The 17,645-nt window shown below is 53.6% G+C and carries 14 protein-coding genes; 5 read left to right on the forward strand and 9 right to left on the reverse strand.

Annotated features, from left to right (window positions below; all coding sequences use genetic code 11):
- Positions 1–112: 112 nt before the first annotated feature.
- The 8 genes from HOC_RS18675 to HOC_RS18710 form a co-directional block, all read right to left on the reverse strand.
- Positions 113–1,096 (reverse strand): NADPH:quinone reductase, encoded by a 984-nt coding sequence (locus HOC_RS18675; protein WP_034738356.1) that lies wholly within the window; start codon positions 1,094–1,096, stop codon positions 113–115.
- A gap of 92 nt (positions 1,097–1,188) precedes the next feature.
- Positions 1,189–3,075 carry an AMP-binding protein gene (locus HOC_RS18680; protein WP_035541361.1) on the reverse strand — a complete coding sequence of 629 codons (1,887 nt, stop codon included), beginning with the start codon at positions 3,073–3,075 and terminating at the stop codon, positions 1,189–1,191.
- Between the two features lie 175 nt (positions 3,076–3,250).
- Positions 3,251–4,681, reverse strand: a complete 1,431-nt coding sequence (locus HOC_RS18685) for an outer membrane lipoprotein-sorting protein (RefSeq protein ID WP_081812098.1) — start codon at positions 4,679–4,681, stop codon at positions 3,251–3,253.
- A 37-nt stretch (positions 4,682–4,718) separates the two neighbouring features.
- Positions 4,719–6,641, reverse strand: a complete 1,923-nt coding sequence (locus tag HOC_RS18690; RefSeq protein WP_035541363.1) for a DUF1302 domain-containing protein — start codon at positions 6,639–6,641, stop codon at positions 4,719–4,721.
- A 59-nt stretch (positions 6,642–6,700) separates the two neighbouring features.
- On the reverse strand, positions 6,701–9,028 hold the full coding sequence (locus HOC_RS18695) for an efflux RND transporter permease subunit (RefSeq protein WP_051615009.1): 2,328 nt from the start codon (positions 9,026–9,028) through the stop codon (positions 6,701–6,703).
- A 46-nt stretch (positions 9,029–9,074) separates the two neighbouring features.
- Positions 9,075–10,166: a WD40/YVTN/BNR-like repeat-containing protein gene (locus tag HOC_RS18700; RefSeq protein WP_035541366.1), complete on the reverse strand. Its 1,092-nt coding sequence runs from the start codon at positions 10,164–10,166 to the stop codon at positions 9,075–9,077.
- A 72-nt stretch (positions 10,167–10,238) separates the two neighbouring features.
- The gene (locus tag HOC_RS18705) at positions 10,239–10,637 is read right to left on the reverse strand and encodes an SDR family oxidoreductase (protein ID WP_035541368.1); all 399 of its coding nucleotides are present in this window, start codon (positions 10,635–10,637) and stop codon (positions 10,239–10,241) included.
- A gap of 696 nt (positions 10,638–11,333) precedes the next feature.
- Positions 11,334–11,954, reverse strand: coding sequence for an IclR family transcriptional regulator (locus tag HOC_RS18710; protein WP_051625103.1), 621 nt, complete (start codon positions 11,952–11,954; stop codon positions 11,334–11,336).
- A gap of 252 nt (positions 11,955–12,206) precedes the next feature.
- Here HOC_RS18710 and HOC_RS18715 point away from each other — a divergent pair, with 252 nt between their 5' ends.
- The 4 genes from HOC_RS18715 (at position 12,207) to HOC_RS21555 (ending at position 16,032) form a co-directional block, all read left to right on the forward strand.
- A complete protein-coding gene (locus HOC_RS18715; protein ID WP_035541369.1) occupies positions 12,207–12,995 on the forward strand; it encodes a 2-keto-4-pentenoate hydratase in 789 nt (262 codons plus the stop codon).
- Between the two features lie 12 nt (positions 12,996–13,007).
- Positions 13,008–13,955, forward strand: coding sequence for an acetaldehyde dehydrogenase (acetylating) (locus HOC_RS18720; protein ID WP_084146457.1), 948 nt, complete (start codon positions 13,008–13,010; stop codon positions 13,953–13,955).
- Positions 13,955–14,992: a 4-hydroxy-2-oxovalerate aldolase gene (dmpG, locus tag HOC_RS18725; RefSeq protein ID WP_035541371.1), complete on the forward strand. Its 1,038-nt coding sequence runs from the start codon at positions 13,955–13,957 to the stop codon at positions 14,990–14,992. The genes HOC_RS18720 and dmpG overlap by 1 nt, the downstream gene beginning before the upstream one ends.
- 224 nt (positions 14,993–15,216) lie before the next feature.
- Positions 15,217–16,032: a DNA -binding domain-containing protein gene (locus HOC_RS21555; RefSeq protein ID WP_051625104.1), complete on the forward strand. Its 816-nt coding sequence runs from the start codon at positions 15,217–15,219 to the stop codon at positions 16,030–16,032.
- Positions 16,033–16,351: 319 nt separating this feature from the next.
- Here the strand turns inward: HOC_RS21555 and HOC_RS18735 are convergent, their stop codons facing one another.
- The gene (locus HOC_RS18735; protein WP_206741615.1) at positions 16,352–16,954 is read right to left on the reverse strand and encodes a GNAT family acetyltransferase; all 603 of its coding nucleotides are present in this window, start codon (positions 16,952–16,954) and stop codon (positions 16,352–16,354) included.
- 120 nt (positions 16,955–17,074) lie between these two features.
- Between HOC_RS18735 and HOC_RS18740 the strand changes: the two genes are divergently transcribed.
- A complete protein-coding gene (locus tag HOC_RS18740; RefSeq protein ID WP_084146458.1) occupies positions 17,075–17,641 on the forward strand; it encodes an antirestriction protein ArdA in 567 nt (188 codons plus the stop codon).
- Positions 17,642–17,645 lie beyond the last annotated feature (4 nt).

Here is a 17,645-nt window from a genome sequence, read left to right on the forward strand (position 1 = left end):
CAAAATTGTCTCTGTGCGTCCGTGAAGGCCGGCTCCAAAAAGCAAGTCCGGAAAGCCCCTCGGGAGGTATCCTGCTGCTCCAAATAACTTGACAGCATAGCTCTCCGCCGAACTATTCAATTCTCAAAACGACATTGCCCGGCAACGCTCCGCTCTCAACCAGTTCATGGGCTTCCACGAGATTTGCAAAGCTCACCTTTTTTGCAATATTATGCAGGACGTTCTTGTCCTTAAGCATGTCTTGGAGCACCAACAGGGCTCTTTGCCTATCTGACCTGGATAATTTGTACACGATGAAAAAGCGATAACAGATATTGCGTCCGATTGACGGCGAGAAAGGTAAAGCGATTTCTTTTTGACTGCTGCCATAGATGACGGCCAGCCCCCCCTCTTTCATAATCGCCACGTCTGTTTGAATGTTGGCAGCCAGGTCTACTTCGATTATCCGGTCGACGCCCCGATGGTCCGTAACCTTGTTGATTTCTTCGACCAGCGTGTCTGTTTTGTAGTTGAATACAAAATCTGCTCCTGCGCGCCTCGCTAGGGCCGCCTTCTCCTCACTGCTGACTGTCGCAATGACAATTCTGGCACCACAAAATTTTGCCGCCTGAATCGCGTAATGGCCAACCGCACCTGCGCCACCCGCGACGAGGACAATCTGCCCTCGAACTCCTCCGTCAGTTGCGACGGCATGACAGGCGGTCATTGCAGGAATGCCGAGACATGCACCGTTCTCAAGCGCCAGCCCGTCCGGCATATGCTCGACCTGCTCAGAAGGCAGCACAACGAACTCAGCGGCAGTTCCATTGCTTCTGTTCCATGCGGCATTCCAGACCCAAACCGCATCGCCCGGCTGAAAATCGTCAACGCCATCACCAATCATATCAACCAGTCCGGCTCCGTCACTATGAGGAATGCGTGGAAATGGGATTGTGGAGGGGATGTGCCCACTGCGGGTTTTGACATCAGAAGGGTTCACACCCGACCATTTTAACCGCACCCGAACTTCGCCGGCCCCAGGCGCCGGCATCACCATCTCCCGCAGCGTCAATACGTCCGCAGCTGGCCCTGTATTCTCGTAGATATAAGCTTTCATGTTTTCCCTTTCTGGCGTCAATTCCAGATTCAAAAATTACTCATCCGTGGGCCGCCAAGACATTTGCCATTGTGGTGAGGCCGGATACGCGCCTACCGAGCAATGGCTGAAGTGATATCATTCAATACCTGCGGGTCATCGATCGTCGCCGGAACTACATAGTCTTGCGACTCCGCAATGCTCTTGATCGTTCTCCGTAGAATCTTTCCCGACCTTGTTTTTGGAAGTTGATCGACAACGATGACGCGCTTGAAGGCAGTTACCGGACCAATTTCGGTTCTCACCAAGTTTACGATTTCTCTCGTAATTTCTTCCTCTGCACGCGTGACCCCATCGTTCAAAACGATGAGCCCAATTGGTAATTCTCCCTTCAAAGAATCTGCAACTCCAATAACGGCGCACTCCGCGACATCTGGATGCGCCGCCACCACTTCCTCGATTGCACCAGTGGACAGGCGATGACCCGCAACGTTAATAATGTCGTCAACGCGGCTCATGACGAAGATGTAGCCCTTATCGTCTATATATCCGGCATCCCCGGTCTTGTAGTATCCGGGATATTCCTCAAAGTATGATTTTAGAAATGCCTCATCGTCTTCCCACAGTGACAGCAAACACCCCGGTGGAAGCGGCAGCTTTATGACAATAGCTCCGTGCCCACCTTGCGGCATTTCAGAACCGCTCTCATCCACAATGCGAACATCAAATCCAGGCATAGGAACTGTGCTAGAACCATATTCTGTTGGCAGCTGTTCTATTCCCAACGGATTGGCTGCGATCGGCCACCCTGTTTCAGTCTGCCACCAGTGATCTACGACTGGCACATCAAGGAGACGCTCTGCCCACTGGATCGTGTCAGTATCTGCTCGTTCACCCGCAAGAAACAGCTGTCTGAAACCGGAATGATCGTAACCGGAAAGTAATGAACCTGCTGGGTCGACTTTCTTAATCGCCCTTAACGCCGTGGGTGCCGTAAAGAGCGTATTAACCCGGTGCCGCTCAATCACCCTCCAAAAGGTTGCAGCGTCTGGTGTTCCGACCGGCTTTCCTTCAAACAGTATCGTCGCACTGGCGTTAAGAAGCGGACCATACACAATATACGAATGACCGACGACCCATCCTACATCCGATGCGGCCCAGAACACCTCTCCCGGTTTGACATTGTATACATATTCCATCGACCATTTGAGAGCGACCGCATACCCCCCGTGATCCCTGACGATACCCTTCGGCTTTCCAGTCGTCCCCGATGTATGCAGAATGTATAGCGGGTCGGTAGACGCCACGCTCACACATTCGGCTCTCTCGCCAGCCGTTCTTGCGGTTTCAACCAGGGCGGCCCAGTCGAAGTCCCGCTCATGCTCAAGCTCGCACGTCCTGCTAGAACGCTGGAAAATGATTGAACACTCAGGTTTGTGCGGGCTGAGCCTGATCGCCTCATCAAGGAGAGGCTTGTACTCAACGATACGACCAGGCTCGAGCCCGCAGGACGCTGACAACACAATTCTTGGCGTCGCGTCCTCGATTCGAGTGGCAAGCTCTCTAGCTGCGAACCCCCCGAATACGACCACATGGACTGCTCCGATGCGCGCCGTCGCAAGCATCGCAATCACAGCCTCGGGAACCATTGGCATGTAAATCAAGACCCGATCGCCGGCATTCACCCCACGCTCTTTTAGCACGGTCGCAAGTATACCAACCTCATCGAGTAGTTCAGAATAAGTATACTTCCGCACCGCTCCCGTCATTGCGCTATCGTAAATCAACGCCAGATCATCTCCACGGCCATCGCGCACATGACGGTCCAAAGCATTCCAGCATATGTTGCATTCGGCGCCGACAAACCAACGGGTCGCATGATCTTTCGATTCTCTGAGTACGTCGTAAGGTCTATACCACTCCACGGCATGAGACGCTGCCTCCCAAAACTTATCAGGTGCCGATTCCCATTTCTGGTATGTCGTTCTATAACTTCCCATAAGAATGTCTTCCAATACTGCCGGGTCCGCCTTGCCGCCACTATGTTCTTTACAACCGCACAACCAGTTTCCGGCCTGTGACCAAGACGGAATAGTTCCAATTTTCTTCGGTGTGAATCGTAGCTCGGCAGCACGTGCGGGTTGGCAATCTTGATGAATGCCAACCCGAGAGTGACTAGCGTTTGTCTCTCAATTTATCGACGTCGAACAAAGAATTGTCCATCTGATCAACTTTCTCCCAATCCGACGACATGCTGAGTATCGTGTGCCGTTGTGAAATCAAGTTTGGAATAATCAGTGAACGCCACATTGCGCGTCCCGTTGTGGGCTGCCACCAGCGTGAATCGTCCCAAGTCCGCCATAGGTTACCCCGACGATCGTACATTTCCATCCACTGGGTATAGTAGAGTTCCTTATCTACCCAAATGCGTTTTTTGGAGTACTGGTAGCTGTTGGTGAGATCATCGATATCATAAACCCATACCGGCCTCAGCTCCATGTCAACAATTCCCGTCAAAGCGCAATGCGCCTCATCCGGACGATAAGGATCGTATGCTGCACCAACCTCCGGTGCGGCTAATACGAAGCCCTCTTTAACCATGGTGTACTTGAATTTGCGTTTATCAGTTTTGGTCCACTGACTACGCCATTCGTCCCAAGTGAGCTCCAGAGACGGAGCAATTGGATCTTGGCCATTGGTACCAGTAAGAGTGCGAGTACGACGGAGCGTAGGGATGAAAATCCTGAAGTTGTCATCTTTGTCAGCATCCGCGTACCGAAGTCGGACACCGGCTAATCCTCGCACATCCCTAGGCGAAGTTAGTAGCAAAGAACCCGCTTCGGTGACACCTTCATATCCCGGAACATTACCGAGCGGAGTTTTACCAACTCTACCCGCCATCTTGCGCCACCAAATATTGCCTGTGTAAGAGCGTTCGACCTTATTGCTGGAGCTACAGCCGGTCATCAGTACCGGGTTGAACCAGAGATCTTCTGTTCCCACGCCGTGCGCATTGAACAACCAGTTTAGTTCATCACCATTTTTTGGTGTCAGGAAAGGCAATCCGCTCTTTGTGAGAACGCCATTTTTTCCGTCCCTGTCTACCAGCTCACCCTTTTCATTAATCGTGAAGGGATCTTTGCCCAGCTTCTTGGTCGCATCGAGCAGAGCTTTCTGCATATAATAATGGTTCGTGGGAACAATGCGGATACCCTTGACACCCATCCACTCACTATTGAGCCGATCAATCCAGAACTTTGGAAGATAGTCTGACAACCAAGGCATTGACGCCAGGTTGTCTTTCGTGATGATTAACCCTGGTTTTAGCTCGCCCGGAATATCGGCGTCCTCTATGAGGCTCGAGGCCGTGTAACCTCTGAAATCCTTCCACTCTTTCTCAAGTTTTCGGGTCTCATCATTGTCAAGCATATCAGCCCAGGCTTTGTGTTCGGGCAAGCCCGTCTCCTTGGCAAACGCCTTCCAGCGCTCGATATAATCTTCTTGTGCATTCGCTACGGGCGTTGCTGCAGTCGCAACTGCCATAAGCGCCGTCGCTCCGATCAGAAAGCTTTTCAAGCTTAACCGTTTCATTTTCTTCTCCATCATCAAGAACCAGACATCTTTGCGTTATCGTTATGTTTCTCTAGAATTGGTAGGTCAGAGAAAACTCAACGTAGTCCGATTTGTTATAGAGCCCCAAAAGGCCCTGCTCATCCTTCCCGCTAAAGTAGCCCACTTCAATTCTGGGCTTCCAATTTCCTCCTCCTACGGAGAAATCTATTCTCTGCCTTATCGCAACGCCACCTTTATCCATGTCCCAGATCGCCAAGCCATCCAGAGTCACTTTGTCGTTTAAGAAACCCTTCGTGTACGTCTGAGTTATGAATTCCTGGTTCTCTTCAACATTTGTAAGCGCGTAAGGCGCCTGAAACAGGAGCCCATCAGCATCTTCGGTATGGATCTCGAAAAACTGAGTTGTCATAAAAATCGAACTGCGCTGCGATTCCCACCCCGGCACCCAGAAATTATAATCAAATCCGACCAGGACAGACAGCTGATCTCGTCTCGCGATTGTGTCGTCACGGGTAGTGATGAGAGCTGGTGTGCCGACGGTCATCCGCCCGGGCACAAAGGGGTTCTGAATCACCCCCTTGTTGAAGGGTTTGTCAAACTCGTATGCCGCCTCCAAACGCAGTACCGGAGAGACATCCTTTCTACCGAATCGGAACTCCGTCATATCCCGTGTGAATGAGAAGCCGACGGTCTTTTGCCGGAGTGTGTAATCGAGGTCAAAATCTGCAGTAATAGAACACGGCACCCCTCCAGCGCCCGGATCCAGAATATCAAGGCAGCCGAACGGAATTAGCGGGAAGTCCCCCGGCACCGCAGTACCAGCTGCGAGAGCCTGGATGAAATCAACGTACTGGCCAGGCGCATTCGTCGCACCTATGGTGGTTGGGAGATCAATAGGCACATTGATTACACCCGCCGCATTTGGATCTCCGATAAAAGTGCCAATATGAACTGTTGCGCCGGTGTTGACGACTATCGGCAGGTCCTGAAAACCGTAAAATCCGTTAATTGTCCCTTGCCCGCCAAGCACATCGAATTTTAGCCGCATGCCGACCTCGGAATCTTCCCAGTCGTCTGTTTCCTTGTCCGACAGCTTTGCTCCCAACAAAGGCATTCCAAAACCGGACTGCCCTTCCACCAATCTCGGAAAGGGCAGTCCGAAGGGCCCTCCGGACGTGCTGGAATTCGGCGTGGGATTATTCACGATGAATTCGGAATGGCGTACCACCGGAGTGTAGATCACTTCCAGTGATGGATCCTTGAGTCCTAGCCCCTCAAAAGGAGCAGCCAACCCAAGCTGGTCAATATCCAAAGATAGGGCAGCACTCCACTGAGGTATCCGCAAATCCTCGGTGTCTGTAAATATACTCCTTTGGCGGAGATCCTGTGGGTTCAGAATATCAAGAAGGCGCAGACCATCTGCTTGCCCCCACCCTCGCTGAAACTTTCCGACTTTTAGAGACGCGCGTCCCTCTGAATCAGCAAACGCTATCGACAGCTCTCTAATCACATCCTGCTCGAAATCATCGAGTATGCGATTTTCTTCACCGCTATTACCAAACGGTTCAGGAAGCGTGAGCGCCCCATCCTGCGAGAGTAAAAAATCAAAGCGATCTAGAAACGGAGGGCCCTTAGTAAAGTCTTGCGTGCCAGGTCCGATTGAATCTCCGTCATCAAGATCATAGTACCAATCGCCGCGCAGCCAAAAATCGGAAACAACCGTCACATTGCTATTGGGAGTCCACTCAGCCTGAAGCTGCGCTACAAACTGGGAGGGCCCCACTCCAGTTCCACCACCATACCGGTCAAAATAGACGCCCGTCCCTTGCGTCAGACGTCCGCCCACCCAGACATTGTCGGGCAGGTTCAGCGCTTCAGCCAATGACTCGGCATTCGCTGCTAGCGGCATCATAAGGACTGTGGAAAATGCTGTAGCCCCGAGCAGGCATAGCTTTTGCGACTTAGTTTTAGTTTTTTTATTCTTGGTGTTCATCTTTCTCTCCCTCACTTTCTATTTTTTCCGATGCGCAGCCAGGCTCTATCGCCCTCAATCTAACCAACCATCGCCCTGACTATTTTCTTCTGTGTGCTAAACGGAAATCCCCGCGGCTTCAGCAAGCCGATTGCTGCAGGCACAACAGTGAGCGCCCCCACCATGTTGAACATCAAGATGATCGCCAACAGAACGCCCATCTCGGCTTGGAACCTGATCGGAGACAGGAAGTACCACGGCAATAGCGGCAGTATCATCGTCAGTGCCGTAACTATCACGGCAATACCAGACGTGTTGAACGCCCGGCCCGTCGCCTTCGCGAATTCATGGCCGTGCCTCATTTCGTCGCGTATCCGGTCTGCCATGTAGATGCTGTAATCAACACCACGGCCCAAACCCAACGCAGCAAGCGGGAGCGTATTCAAGTTCATCCCCACGTCCATAAGCGTCATTACACTCATGGTGATAAAGTGAGATGTCGTCAGTACAAGTATGATCACGACTGCAACTGCGGGTGATCGATATAGCCAGAGCAGGTTAACTGCGATAACGATGATAATGGCAATAAGGAGCACATTTTCTTTATGCTCGATCTCGTCGTTGCTCGCCTTAATTATGCCGATCTGTCCGCCGGCGAACCTCACACGCGGCTCCCCATCTGAAAACTGATAGGTGTTTAGAAATTCTTGGCCCGCCGCCATCAACGCATTCACGGTGTCAGCACTATGCTCCCCCGTATAAATTGAGAGCTTACCGATGCTCCATTCCGGGTTCGTATAGGCGGCAAAGTCTCCTGGCTCACCGCCAGACCGGAACATGTAAATGTTAAATCCTATTTCTTCTTCTGTATCAGGAATTGTTTGGTATGAAGGGCCCCCTTCCCACAAAACCATGTTGATATTTTTTACAATCGGAACAAGGCTCTGTGCGCGAGTTGCCGGAAGAACTCGTTCGTAAATATAGCGATCAAATGCTTCGATCTGATGATACACACGCGGATCTAGCATGATCTCTCCATCACCGGAGAAATAGGCCTGCATTACATCCGTACCGACACGGTCAAAGCTTGAGTTGATTTTTTTGACATCTTTGTTGTATTGGGAATCTTTCCACAGGATCGGGCTCCCTTCTGCGTCACCTATTTTTAGCCCCTGCGAAATGAAAATGCCCGCAATCAACGCAGCGACAAAAGCCGGGAGGAATACATATCTGGACGTTTTCAGCCCAAATATTTTGGCTAGTGCGGCTTGACCCGGTAAGGTGGTGCGGAATTTTGTCGGCTTCCGAAGGACCGCCATGAACGCCGCAGCAACAATAATTCCCGGGGTCAGCGTTAGAAGCCAAAACGTGCAAATGAAGGCAAGCGACTGTATGCTTGGGATAGTCACCAGAGCCAGAACCGTAAATCCAGCTGCATCGGTAATCACAGCCGCAGTGCTCGGGAACAGAAGGCGCTCAAGGCCTTCTTTTACTGCATCACGCATGGTGGCACTATTTTCGATTTCATCGAAAACGCGCGAAACGAATTGAACTGAATGGGATAAGACAGTGGCGAAGACGAAAAACGGCAGCAGGAGCAACAGGGGATCAAGATTGTAACCGACCAAGCCAATGACGCCAAAGCCCCAAATCGTGACAGCGAAGGCCACGAGCATTGGAACAGCAACGCCAACCCAGGATCTGAAATAGAAAAGTAGGACGGCAGCGATAGCCAGCACAGACGCCGCAAAAACCAACAGCATCTGAGGCAGATATTTCTTAACCGTACCCAGAAGTACGGGTCTGCCAACGACTGATATTTTTACATCTTTCGTCGAGAATTCTGATTTTAGATTGTCAATAAAGGCGACGAACTCCCGAGAATCCACCTCCTCTGAAAGCTCGGCAGAAATAAGCATTGAATGCTCATCCAGTGAAACCAATGAGCCGAGAAACTGCCCCCTGACGATTTGTTTGAAATGCTCCATATCAGACTCAGAGCGGGGCACTTCCGGCCACATAAGAGGACTAACCAGAATTTGCCCCTCCCCGCCGGCCACCGATCTCGTCTTCCGGAGATTGGCCGCCTCAAACAGAGGGCGGATATTGTTATCGTGAAAATAGAACTCGTCTGATACTTCCCGATACGTTTCAAGAAAGTCCGAATTGTAGATGTCGCCTGCTATATTTTCGACTTCGACAAGGACATTATTGACTCCACCAAACTGACTCCGGAACTCCTTATAGAGTTCGACATTCGAATGGTTTGCAGGCAGCATATCTTCGAGAACGACCTTCAACGAGACACCTGTCACGCCGAAATAAGCCGCCCCCGATGTGACCAGAAAAGCGATTGCCAGAATGATTCTGGGAAATCTTATGACGAAATTCGAAATATAACTTACCACTGAATTTGAGCCTTTGATTGAATTTGCAACAAGCGAACTTCTCCTGTTACCACCGCACTAACGGCTCCGGATCTGAGACATCGAATTCGGTTTTTAGTACGGCACCGTTCGCCCCAACGACAATATACCATCCGTGTTCAGATGTTTTTGAGATTCCTCCGTACCAAAGGAATCCTGGCTTACTCTCCAGGGGCAGCAATTCCGATACAGGCAATCCAGCTTTTACACGGACCACCCCGCCCTGGCCTACGATCACTCCGTCACCATCTTGGTCTAATGTTAGATCGAACAAATGCGCATCTGTCCCCGAGGACAAAGCTGTGATCGTCGGGACACGGTCCTCTAAGCGTTCCGAGCCCTCTTCAACGTCACTGTCCGAACCAAATCGAACCATTGTAAGCTTGCCGCCAAGCCCAGATATTAGCGCCTCCGAACGCCATGCATCTACCGCTGTGAATGTGACCGAGGCATCGGGCGCGTCCAGCACCTCCCAGCTCAATCCATCATCGATTGACGACGCTATCAGGCCGAACTCCCCAACCAAAACCAACCGCCCGTCCTCGAGACGTGTAATGCCATTCAATCTCGGTAGATCACGCCCCTGATATCCGGATAACGCCTGAGTTTGCCACGTTTTACCGCCATCGGACGTGTGAAGCACTGTAGCCTCATGTCCGACGACCCAAGCTGTCTGGGCGTCGAGACAGTAGACATCTCGCAAGTTAATGCCCGGCTCAACATGCACAACTTCCCAATGCGCTCCCCCGTCTTCAGACCTCAGGATCTTGCCTCTACTCGTGACAGCAATGCCGACGGCCTCGTCCACAAAGTCGATTCGCCTAATTAAGTCCGTAAACGGCAAGGGCTCGCGCTTCCAGTGCCCTCCTCCATCCTCGGTCTTCAGTAGTGTCCCGTAGTATCCCCCCGCCCAGCCCACAGAATCAGAGACAAAATCGACGGCAAATAAATTATCAGGAACAAACCGTACACGTCCGTCAGTTGGCATCTCTATATTTGACCGAGGGCTTATGTCGGGGGGCGATAAAACGCCCTGCTCTGCCAGCGCCCCAGGTTGGGAGAAGTAAAGCACCCCAGCAGCAGCGGCAGCATGAGCGAATTTGGAGACCGGCAGGTTCATAGATTTGATCCAAAAGACCGCCAGCACCGCTGGCACAATTTCGACTTAGTTGGTGAACGCGTTCAGGCTGGGTCAGCCCACGCCAATACCGCCATCGGACAAGATGGTTGTGCCTGTGACGTATCGAGCCGACACCGGACAGGCAAGCAACGCATATAGCGCTACATGGTCTTCAGGCTTTGCGGCAAATCCGAGCGGTGTCATGCCCTCGATAAGTTTGTCGATCTCTGGTCCACCGAATCTCTCCACGGCAAGGGCCGCAGCGCGCTGATTGTCTGCCAGACTGCGCACATCCCCAATTACTGTTTCAACTTCAGCCCCGAACTCACCCCGCAACGAACTCGCCTGCTCATCATTGACGCACAGGACACATAATCTGGCACCCTCCTCGACAAAATGATGGACCACCGCCCGGCCGATTCCCGTGGCTCCGCCCGTAATCAAAACGGAACTGCCGCTTAGTTTTGGCATAATTGAATACCTCCCTAACTACCTTGCTTGAAGTGCAAGATTTTGTTCTTTTTTTGAGGAAAAATGATTTTTTTGGTTGTGTCAATATTTATTTACGAACAGCGCTAGCTCAAATTCCGCAGCAAGGATCGAAATTTGCATGTGGCCAAAGGCAACTGTGCTATCGATGCCGCTGTTAATTTCGTCATACGGAACAGACGCCAGCGCAACTTAGTGCATCTGACTCCCGGATTGGACAGTGCCCGACGCCCCGGATGTCGACAAACTATTTCCCGACTCCGAGATTTTAATCCGTGTACTAACGTATTACTCTCGGCTTTTCTGGAACACTCCGAACGCAGTCCATGTGAGATGGTCCTGTTATTCGCGCATGGCCGCTTTCGAGAATATTCTCGACACACAAATATCATGGGTAGGCCTACAGAATTCCAATCCTGTTCACCCGAGCGCGCAGATTTCATAAAGTTTCACAATGTGGGAGCGATGCCACTCATTCGTATCCGGCCAGGTTGACGCGCAACCGGATAGCGGCTCAACCTAAATGTGTCGTGTCAGGTTGAACTTCACTGCCATTCAAGGTCAGGGAACGCTCAAGAGATACGACAACCAGTCTGTTTCCTCCGGCGGAGCTAGGTCTCCGCCAAACTCTGGGAGCCTAAGCGGCTCCCATTTTTTTGACCTCTCATCTCCACGTTATCAGGCGCCGGCCCCTAAGGTGGAAGAGATTGACTGCGCTACCCCGTTGAGCTGAATCAGGCGATCACGCTGGTCTTTAGGACTCGCCCACCTCTGGCTAGATGAACTAGAAATTGCGCCCACGACCATTCCCCGCGAACTGAAGACTGGCACAGCGATGCAATAAAGTGCGTTATGAACCTCGCCATCGTCAACGCCGAATCCCCTAATGCGCGTGCGATATAGTTCTCGTTCGATTTCGGCTGGGTCCGTGATCGTTTTATCCGTGAGCTTTGGAAAGGGCCCGCTGGTTATATACGCCTGTCGCTCGTCGACCGTCATGTGCGAGAGCAACACCTTGCCGATAGCAGAACAGTACGCCTCCAGCTGCCCTTTCTCGCGCGTGAACACCTCCTCTCCTTCAAATACCGCCTTCGCGAGGTAGGTAACCATGTCGTTCTCCAGAATGCCAAAGTGGGTCGTGGTTTCCAACGCGACACTTAGTTGGTCCAAAATGGGTCGTACTATTTCCGACAGCACAGCATGTGGTGTGAACCCCTCCAGCTTCTTCAAAAAAAACAGGGTTGGGCAAATATCGTCCACGCTTGGATCGGCAGATGAGCCCGGCCGAATGGAGGGCATTCAGATGCCTGTACAGAGTCGATTCCGGCACTCCGAGCTGGACACTCATTGCGTCTGATTCGAATACACCGTCTTGCTCAACAAGCGCTCCGAACAAGGCCATCGCCTTGTCGAAGGAAGACATGGATCGTGTCACACGGATCTCCATTTATCACATTGTGATAGTAGTTGGCCTGCCTCGGATTGCAGTGTCAAGTACATCGCGTAGTTTGCGATCTACATTCCAAGTCACTTACGGACGCGAACCAGACCATGATCTCCAGAGATGAAATTCAGAAGGCTGCGGATGCACTGTTCGACGCACACGCGGGACAAACCTACTGCGCACCAGTGCGTGATCTCATTGGTCTTGATCCGCAAGCCGGATACGAGGTCCAGGCGATCAACACAGCCCGGTGGGTGTCCGCAGGACGACGAATTGTTGGCAGGAAAATTGGCCTGACGTCAGCGGCAGTTCAAAATCAACTGGGCGTAGACCAGCCCGATTTTGGCGTCCTCTACGCGGATATGGAATATTGCGACGGTGATGAAATTCCCTTGTCAGCAACTCAACAACCCAAGGCCGAGGCTGAAATAGCCGTTATACTCGGCAGGGACATCAACGCGCAGGATACAACGCCAAGCGAACTGATCCGAGCCATAGACCACGTCGTGCCTGCCATCGAAATTGTGGGCAGTCGTATCAAGGACTGGGATATCCGCATTTCGGATACGATCGCGGATAACGCCTCATCAGGCCTATATGTCCTGGGCGGTCCTGTTCGTGCACTGCATGGGCTTGATCTCGTCAATGCTGGCATGGTGATGAAATGCAATGGACGCCCGGTTTCATATGGCGCCGGCATCGCGTGCCTTGGAAATCCGCTAAACGCCGCACTCTGGCTCGCACGAAAATGCGCAGAGCTCGGAGCACCTCTCAAGGCCGGCGACGTCGTTCTGACAGGTGCTCTTGGCCCGATGGCCTCAATGGAGCCTGGTGATCTGTTTGAAGCAGATATCGAAGGTATTGGGTCGGTTCGCCTCGCAATTGCGGCGAAATAGGAGACATTGGAAATGACAACTCTCAAGAAGACCAAGGTTGCGATCATCGGATCCGGAAATATCGGAACTGACCTCATGATCAAGGTCATACGCAAGTCAAAGGGTCTCGAAATGGGCGCGATGGTCGGGATCGATCCCGACTCGGACGGCCTTGCCCGGGCAAAGCGCATGGGTATCGCGACCACGCATGAAGGAATTGAGGGTCTCGTTAAGCTCGACGTGTGGCCCGAAATCGGAATTGTCTTTGATGCGACATCTGCTGGCGCACACAAGCGGCACAATGAAGTCGTCACGTCCGCCGGAAAGGTGATGATCGACCTCACGCCTGCGGCGATCGGGCCGTATGTCATACCCGTCGTCAATGGTGACGCGCATCTGGATGCGTCAAATGTCAACATGGTCACTTGCGGCGGGCAGGCGACGATCCCAATCGTGGCAGCAGTAGCATCCGTCGCGACAGTCCACTATGCGGAGATCGTCGCTTCCATCGCCTCCAAGTCAGCCGGGCCGGGAACGCGGGCCAACATTGATGAATTCACCGAGACCACCTCAAAGGGTATAGAAGAGGTTGGAGGAGCCCGGAAAGGCAAAGCCATAATCGTCCTGAACCCGGCGGAGCCTCCGATGATCATGCGCGATACGGTATTCACCCTCTCTAGTGGCGCAGATGAGCCGACAATTGAGGCCTCAATCGAAGCAATGGTTGCAAAGGTCAACGCCTATGTGCCCGGCTATCGGATGAAGCAAAAGGTTCAGTTCGAACGGCTCGTTTTGAACAACCCAGTCAAGATTCCCGGCCTGGGCACATTCGAAGGTATCAAGACCAGCGTTTTCCTGGAAGTCGAGGGTGCCGCCCACTATTTGCCTGCATACGCGGGAAATCTCGACATAATGACATCAGCTGGCATTGCGACCGCTGAGAAGATCGCCGCACGGCGGCGAGCCAAGGAGACTGCCTGATGGCATTTGATCCCAAATCCGACAATCTCTACATTCAGGACGTCACTTTGCGCGACGGGATGCATGCGATCCGGCACCAATACGGTATCGAGCACGTCAGCAAGATTGCCGCAGCCCTTGACCAGGCCGGAGTCGACGCAATCGAGATTGCCCATGGAGACGGCCTGAATGGCTCAAGCTTCAATTATGGCTTTGGCGCCCACACCGACTGGGAATGGATTGAAGCCGTCGCGGATTCAGTGAAAACGGCGAAACTGACGACGCTCCTCCTTCCTGGGATCGGAACGATCGAGGAGCTGAAGCATGCCTACAAGCTTGGCGTCAGGTCTGTCAGGATCGCTACACACTGCACGGAAGCCGACGTATCGAAACAGCATATCGGTGTTGCCAGCGATCTGGCTATGGACACGGTTGGCTTTCTTATGATGTCCCACATGGTCGAGCCTGAGAAATTGGCTGAACCAGCCGCCATGATGGAAAGCTATGGTGCCGAATGTATATATGTCACCGACAGTGGCGGCGCGCTCGACATGGATGGATACATCGCCCGGCTTCAAGCCTATGACAAGGTCCTGAACCCTGAAACTGAACGGGGTATCCACGCCCACCACAATCTGTCCCTAGGCGTAGCCAATTCCATTGTCGGCGTTCAATATGGCGCAAGACGCGTGGACGCTTCGCTGGCCGGCATGGGTGCCGGGGCCGGAAACGCGCCGCTTGAAGTGTTCATCGCAGCCGCCGAGCGAAAGGGATGGAAGCATGGATGCGATCTTTTTGCGCTCATGGATGCTGCCGAGGAACTTGTCCGCCCACTCCAGGACCGCCCCGTTCGCGTTGATCGCGAAACGCTTTCACTTGGCTATGCCGGCGTGTACTCATCCTTCCTCCGGCATTCAGAGAAGGCAGCGAAAGATTATGGGATCGATACGCGTGAAATCCTGGTTGAACTAGGACGTAGGCGTATGGTTGGTGGCCAGGAGGATATGATCGTCGACGTAGCCCTGGACATATTGAAAGAACGAAAATCCGCTGAATAGTTGCGACGTGAGAGACCAATCCTTATTGACTGTTGCGAGCTCCAATTTGTCTGGACGAACGACGCAGTCAGAACACGCTCAATCAGCTTTTGTGTGTTCAGTGCTTTTAGTCCGGTAAGCACACATTTGCGTGCCCTTTTGCCTTAGGCAAGCAACCTTGCAATCTCCATGATAGATTGAAATTGGCACATGTCCTGCATTCCCCTGACGCGGGAGGCTGATACATGCTTATTCGCACGATAGAAGACCTGAGCGATATGCTCGTTAGGTATAACTACACCGCCAATCTCTCTCGCGGGAACTGGGCTTGGGAGTTCGCGAGGCGCAATCCTGCCCTGAGGGACGATGCCTACGCCGTACTACCTCAGCTGGAAACGGGGACCGCATGTCATGGCATCAAGCTGTTGAAGCTGGTTGAGCAGGACCTCGCCGCCGAAGCCTGGGGGCTCCTCTACTTTCCCGATCCCGGCCAGACTGCGCTATCGACAGATGTCTTCTGGTCCGATCAGACATTCCCTCGCAAGATCGCGGTCCATGTCCGTGAGCGTGATCCTGACGAAGTTGACGAAATCTTCGAGAAGGGCACACGCCTTTGCAGAATTGTGCACCTGACCGATGCTGCCGGCCGCGAGCACTTCCTCGTCAAAGGGGCAAACTGCTCCGTCCAGATCCGCTGCAGCGGCAAGTCACTCCTATGCGGTGAACCCGTAAAGATGGAGTTTTCCGTTTCCGGCTTCGATTGCCCTGACGAATATATCGAGACGCTCAAACGTGCCCACCGCGTCTATGATCCCGAAGCAACGTCGCCTACCTGGTCACGCAAGGGACTTGGCTACCGCAACGCCTTGATCGCGCTTGATGCCTTTGAAGCTGGTATGACCTATCGCGAAACGGCGATGATCTTCTATGGTGAGGATCGCGTCAGGAAAGACTGGGCTGGTCCGTCCAGCGCCATGAAGTCGGAGATGGCACGTTTGCTCACAAAAGGCCAACGCCTGCGTGACGGCGGATATCGCGAACTGCTTGAGGAAAACCTCTAACCCCTATCAGCCAATAAAAAGCCGACCCGAATGAACACCTGAGTTCACGAACCTGATGCAGGAGCTGCCGATCATCTGCTCAAGACGTTGACGGAATATCTGAAGGCATCGCCCCTCCCCCGCCCGCTGGCGCGGGGCTGTCCGGGCGGCGAGAGCCCTCACCCTCTTCCATGTCATCTGGCCGGCCCGGCTCGTCTCCGGTCACGTGTCCTCCCTGCCGGGAGGACACGTGCTGCGGGGGCTCGCCGGCGGGGGCCGCGCTTTGCTTCCCACTGGCCTTGCGGCCAGAGGGGTCAGGCGCGCGTGGCCTGTCGAAGCCTCATTCGGCCTCAGGCGATGGCGTGAGCCATTTGCCGAGGACGGTGACATCCTGGCGTTCGTATCCAAGCGCGGTGTAAAAGGCGGCTGCGGTCTCATTGCCTTGGCGAACCATGAGCTGCACCTTCGGCGCACCGCGCGCCTTTAGCCACAGCTCGGCTTCGGCCATCATTTCACGTCCATGGCCGCGGGCCTTGCGGTCAGGGCTCACAGCCAGATAGTAGATCCAGCCGCGATGGCCGTCATGACCAGCCATGACACTGGCGAAGACCACGTCATCCACCGTGCCGACGAGGATCGTAGCGTCTCGTGACGTCACCGCCCGGTCCACATCGGCATCCGGATCATTCCACGGACGGGTCAGCGCGCACGCCTCCCAAAGCGCGATCAATGCTGCGCGGTCAGCTTCCCGGAAGTCTCGTATATGCAAGGCCATAGCTGACGAGTCTGGACGGATTCGTGTCCACGGCGCCAGCCTGCCTGTCTGGCGCTCGCAGGTGTGGACAAGCTTTCCCTGCAGCCGTGAGGAGGCGGACGGCGCGTCTGCCCGGGCGCGGCCCGCGCGCAAGGCGCCGGTGACCTGGAGCCGCTCGCGTTGGTCCATGCCTCCTACCTTCCCGCCTTGCCCCCGGCCCTCATACGCCCGGGCGCCCGCACCTTTCGTCCGCCCCCTCCCGCCTGCCGGGAAAGGTGCGCGGGCGAAGATTCATTTTGCGAGGCTGACATGACCCTTTCACCTGAGACACCTGCCCCCCTTGGAACAGATACCGGACCGGATTTGCGGGAGACACAACGCATCTATGTCGCCTGTCTTGCCGCCTACAATAACGGGCGCCTGCACGGGGCATGGATCGACGCAACCGAGCCGGACGAGGTCATGGACAAGGTCCGCGCCATGCTGGCGGCGTCGCCCGAGCCGGACGGGGATGAATGGTCGATCCATGACTATGAAGGGTTCGAAGGCTGCACGATTTCTGAATATGCGAGCTTCGAGACAGTCTGCGCGCTGGCGGCCTTCATTACCGAGCATGGCGCGCTCGGCGCGAAACTCTATCGCCATTTTGGTGATGACCTTGCGCAGGCTGAAGCTGCGTTTGAGGATTATGCGGGCGAATATCGCAGCGCCGCAGACTTTGCCGAAGAAATCACGCGCGACAGCGGGACGGAGATTCCGGCCTCACTCGAGTACTATATCGACTGGACCGCGCTCGCCCGCGACATGGCGCTGAATGGCGAAATCATGGTGTTCCAGACGGGCTTTGACGAAGTCCACATTTTCTGGAGCCGCTAGTCAT

Source organism: Hyphomonas oceanitis SCH89 (assembly GCF_000685295.1).
GTDB classification, from domain to species: domain Bacteria; phylum Pseudomonadota; class Alphaproteobacteria; order Caulobacterales; family Hyphomonadaceae; genus Hyphomonas; species Hyphomonas oceanitis.

What these genes read in the sequence shown, in the direction of transcription:
- HOC_RS18675 (WP_034738356.1), bottom strand. Translation starts at nt 1,096, where the DNA reads ATGAAAGCTTATATCTACGAGAATACAGGGCCAGCTGCGGACGTATTG.
- HOC_RS18740 (WP_084146458.1), top strand. Translation starts at nt 17,075, where the DNA reads ATGACCCTTTCACCTGAGACACCTGCCCCCCTTGGAACAGATACCGGA.
- HOC_RS18685 (WP_081812098.1), bottom strand. Translation starts at nt 4,681, where the DNA reads ATGATGGAGAAGAAAATGAAACGGTTAAGCTTGAAAAGCTTTCTGATC.
- HOC_RS18720 (WP_084146457.1), top strand. Translation starts at nt 13,008, where the DNA reads ATGACAACTCTCAAGAAGACCAAGGTTGCGATCATCGGATCCGGAAAT.
- HOC_RS21555 (WP_051625104.1), top strand. Translation starts at nt 15,217, where the DNA reads ATGCTTATTCGCACGATAGAAGACCTGAGCGATATGCTCGTTAGGTAT.
- HOC_RS18705 (WP_035541368.1), bottom strand. Translation starts at nt 10,637, where the DNA reads ATGCCAAAACTAAGCGGCAGTTCCGTTTTGATTACGGGCGGAGCCACG.
- HOC_RS18680 (WP_035541361.1), bottom strand. Translation starts at nt 3,075, where the DNA reads ATGGGAAGTTATAGAACGACATACCAGAAATGGGAATCGGCACCTGAT.
- HOC_RS18700 (WP_035541366.1), bottom strand. Translation starts at nt 10,166, where the DNA reads ATGAACCTGCCGGTCTCCAAATTCGCTCATGCTGCCGCTGCTGCTGGG.
- HOC_RS18715 (WP_035541369.1), top strand. Translation starts at nt 12,207, where the DNA reads ATGATCTCCAGAGATGAAATTCAGAAGGCTGCGGATGCACTGTTCGAC.
- HOC_RS18710 (WP_051625103.1), bottom strand. Translation starts at nt 11,954, where the DNA reads ATGCCCTCCATTCGGCCGGGCTCATCTGCCGATCCAAGCGTGGACGAT.
- dmpG (WP_035541371.1), top strand. Translation starts at nt 13,955, where the DNA reads ATGGCATTTGATCCCAAATCCGACAATCTCTACATTCAGGACGTCACT.
- HOC_RS18690 (WP_035541363.1), bottom strand. Translation starts at nt 6,641, where the DNA reads ATGAACACCAAGAATAAAAAAACTAAAACTAAGTCGCAAAAGCTATGC.
- HOC_RS18735 (WP_206741615.1), bottom strand. Translation starts at nt 16,954, where the DNA reads ATGGACCAACGCGAGCGGCTCCAGGTCACCGGCGCCTTGCGCGCGGGC.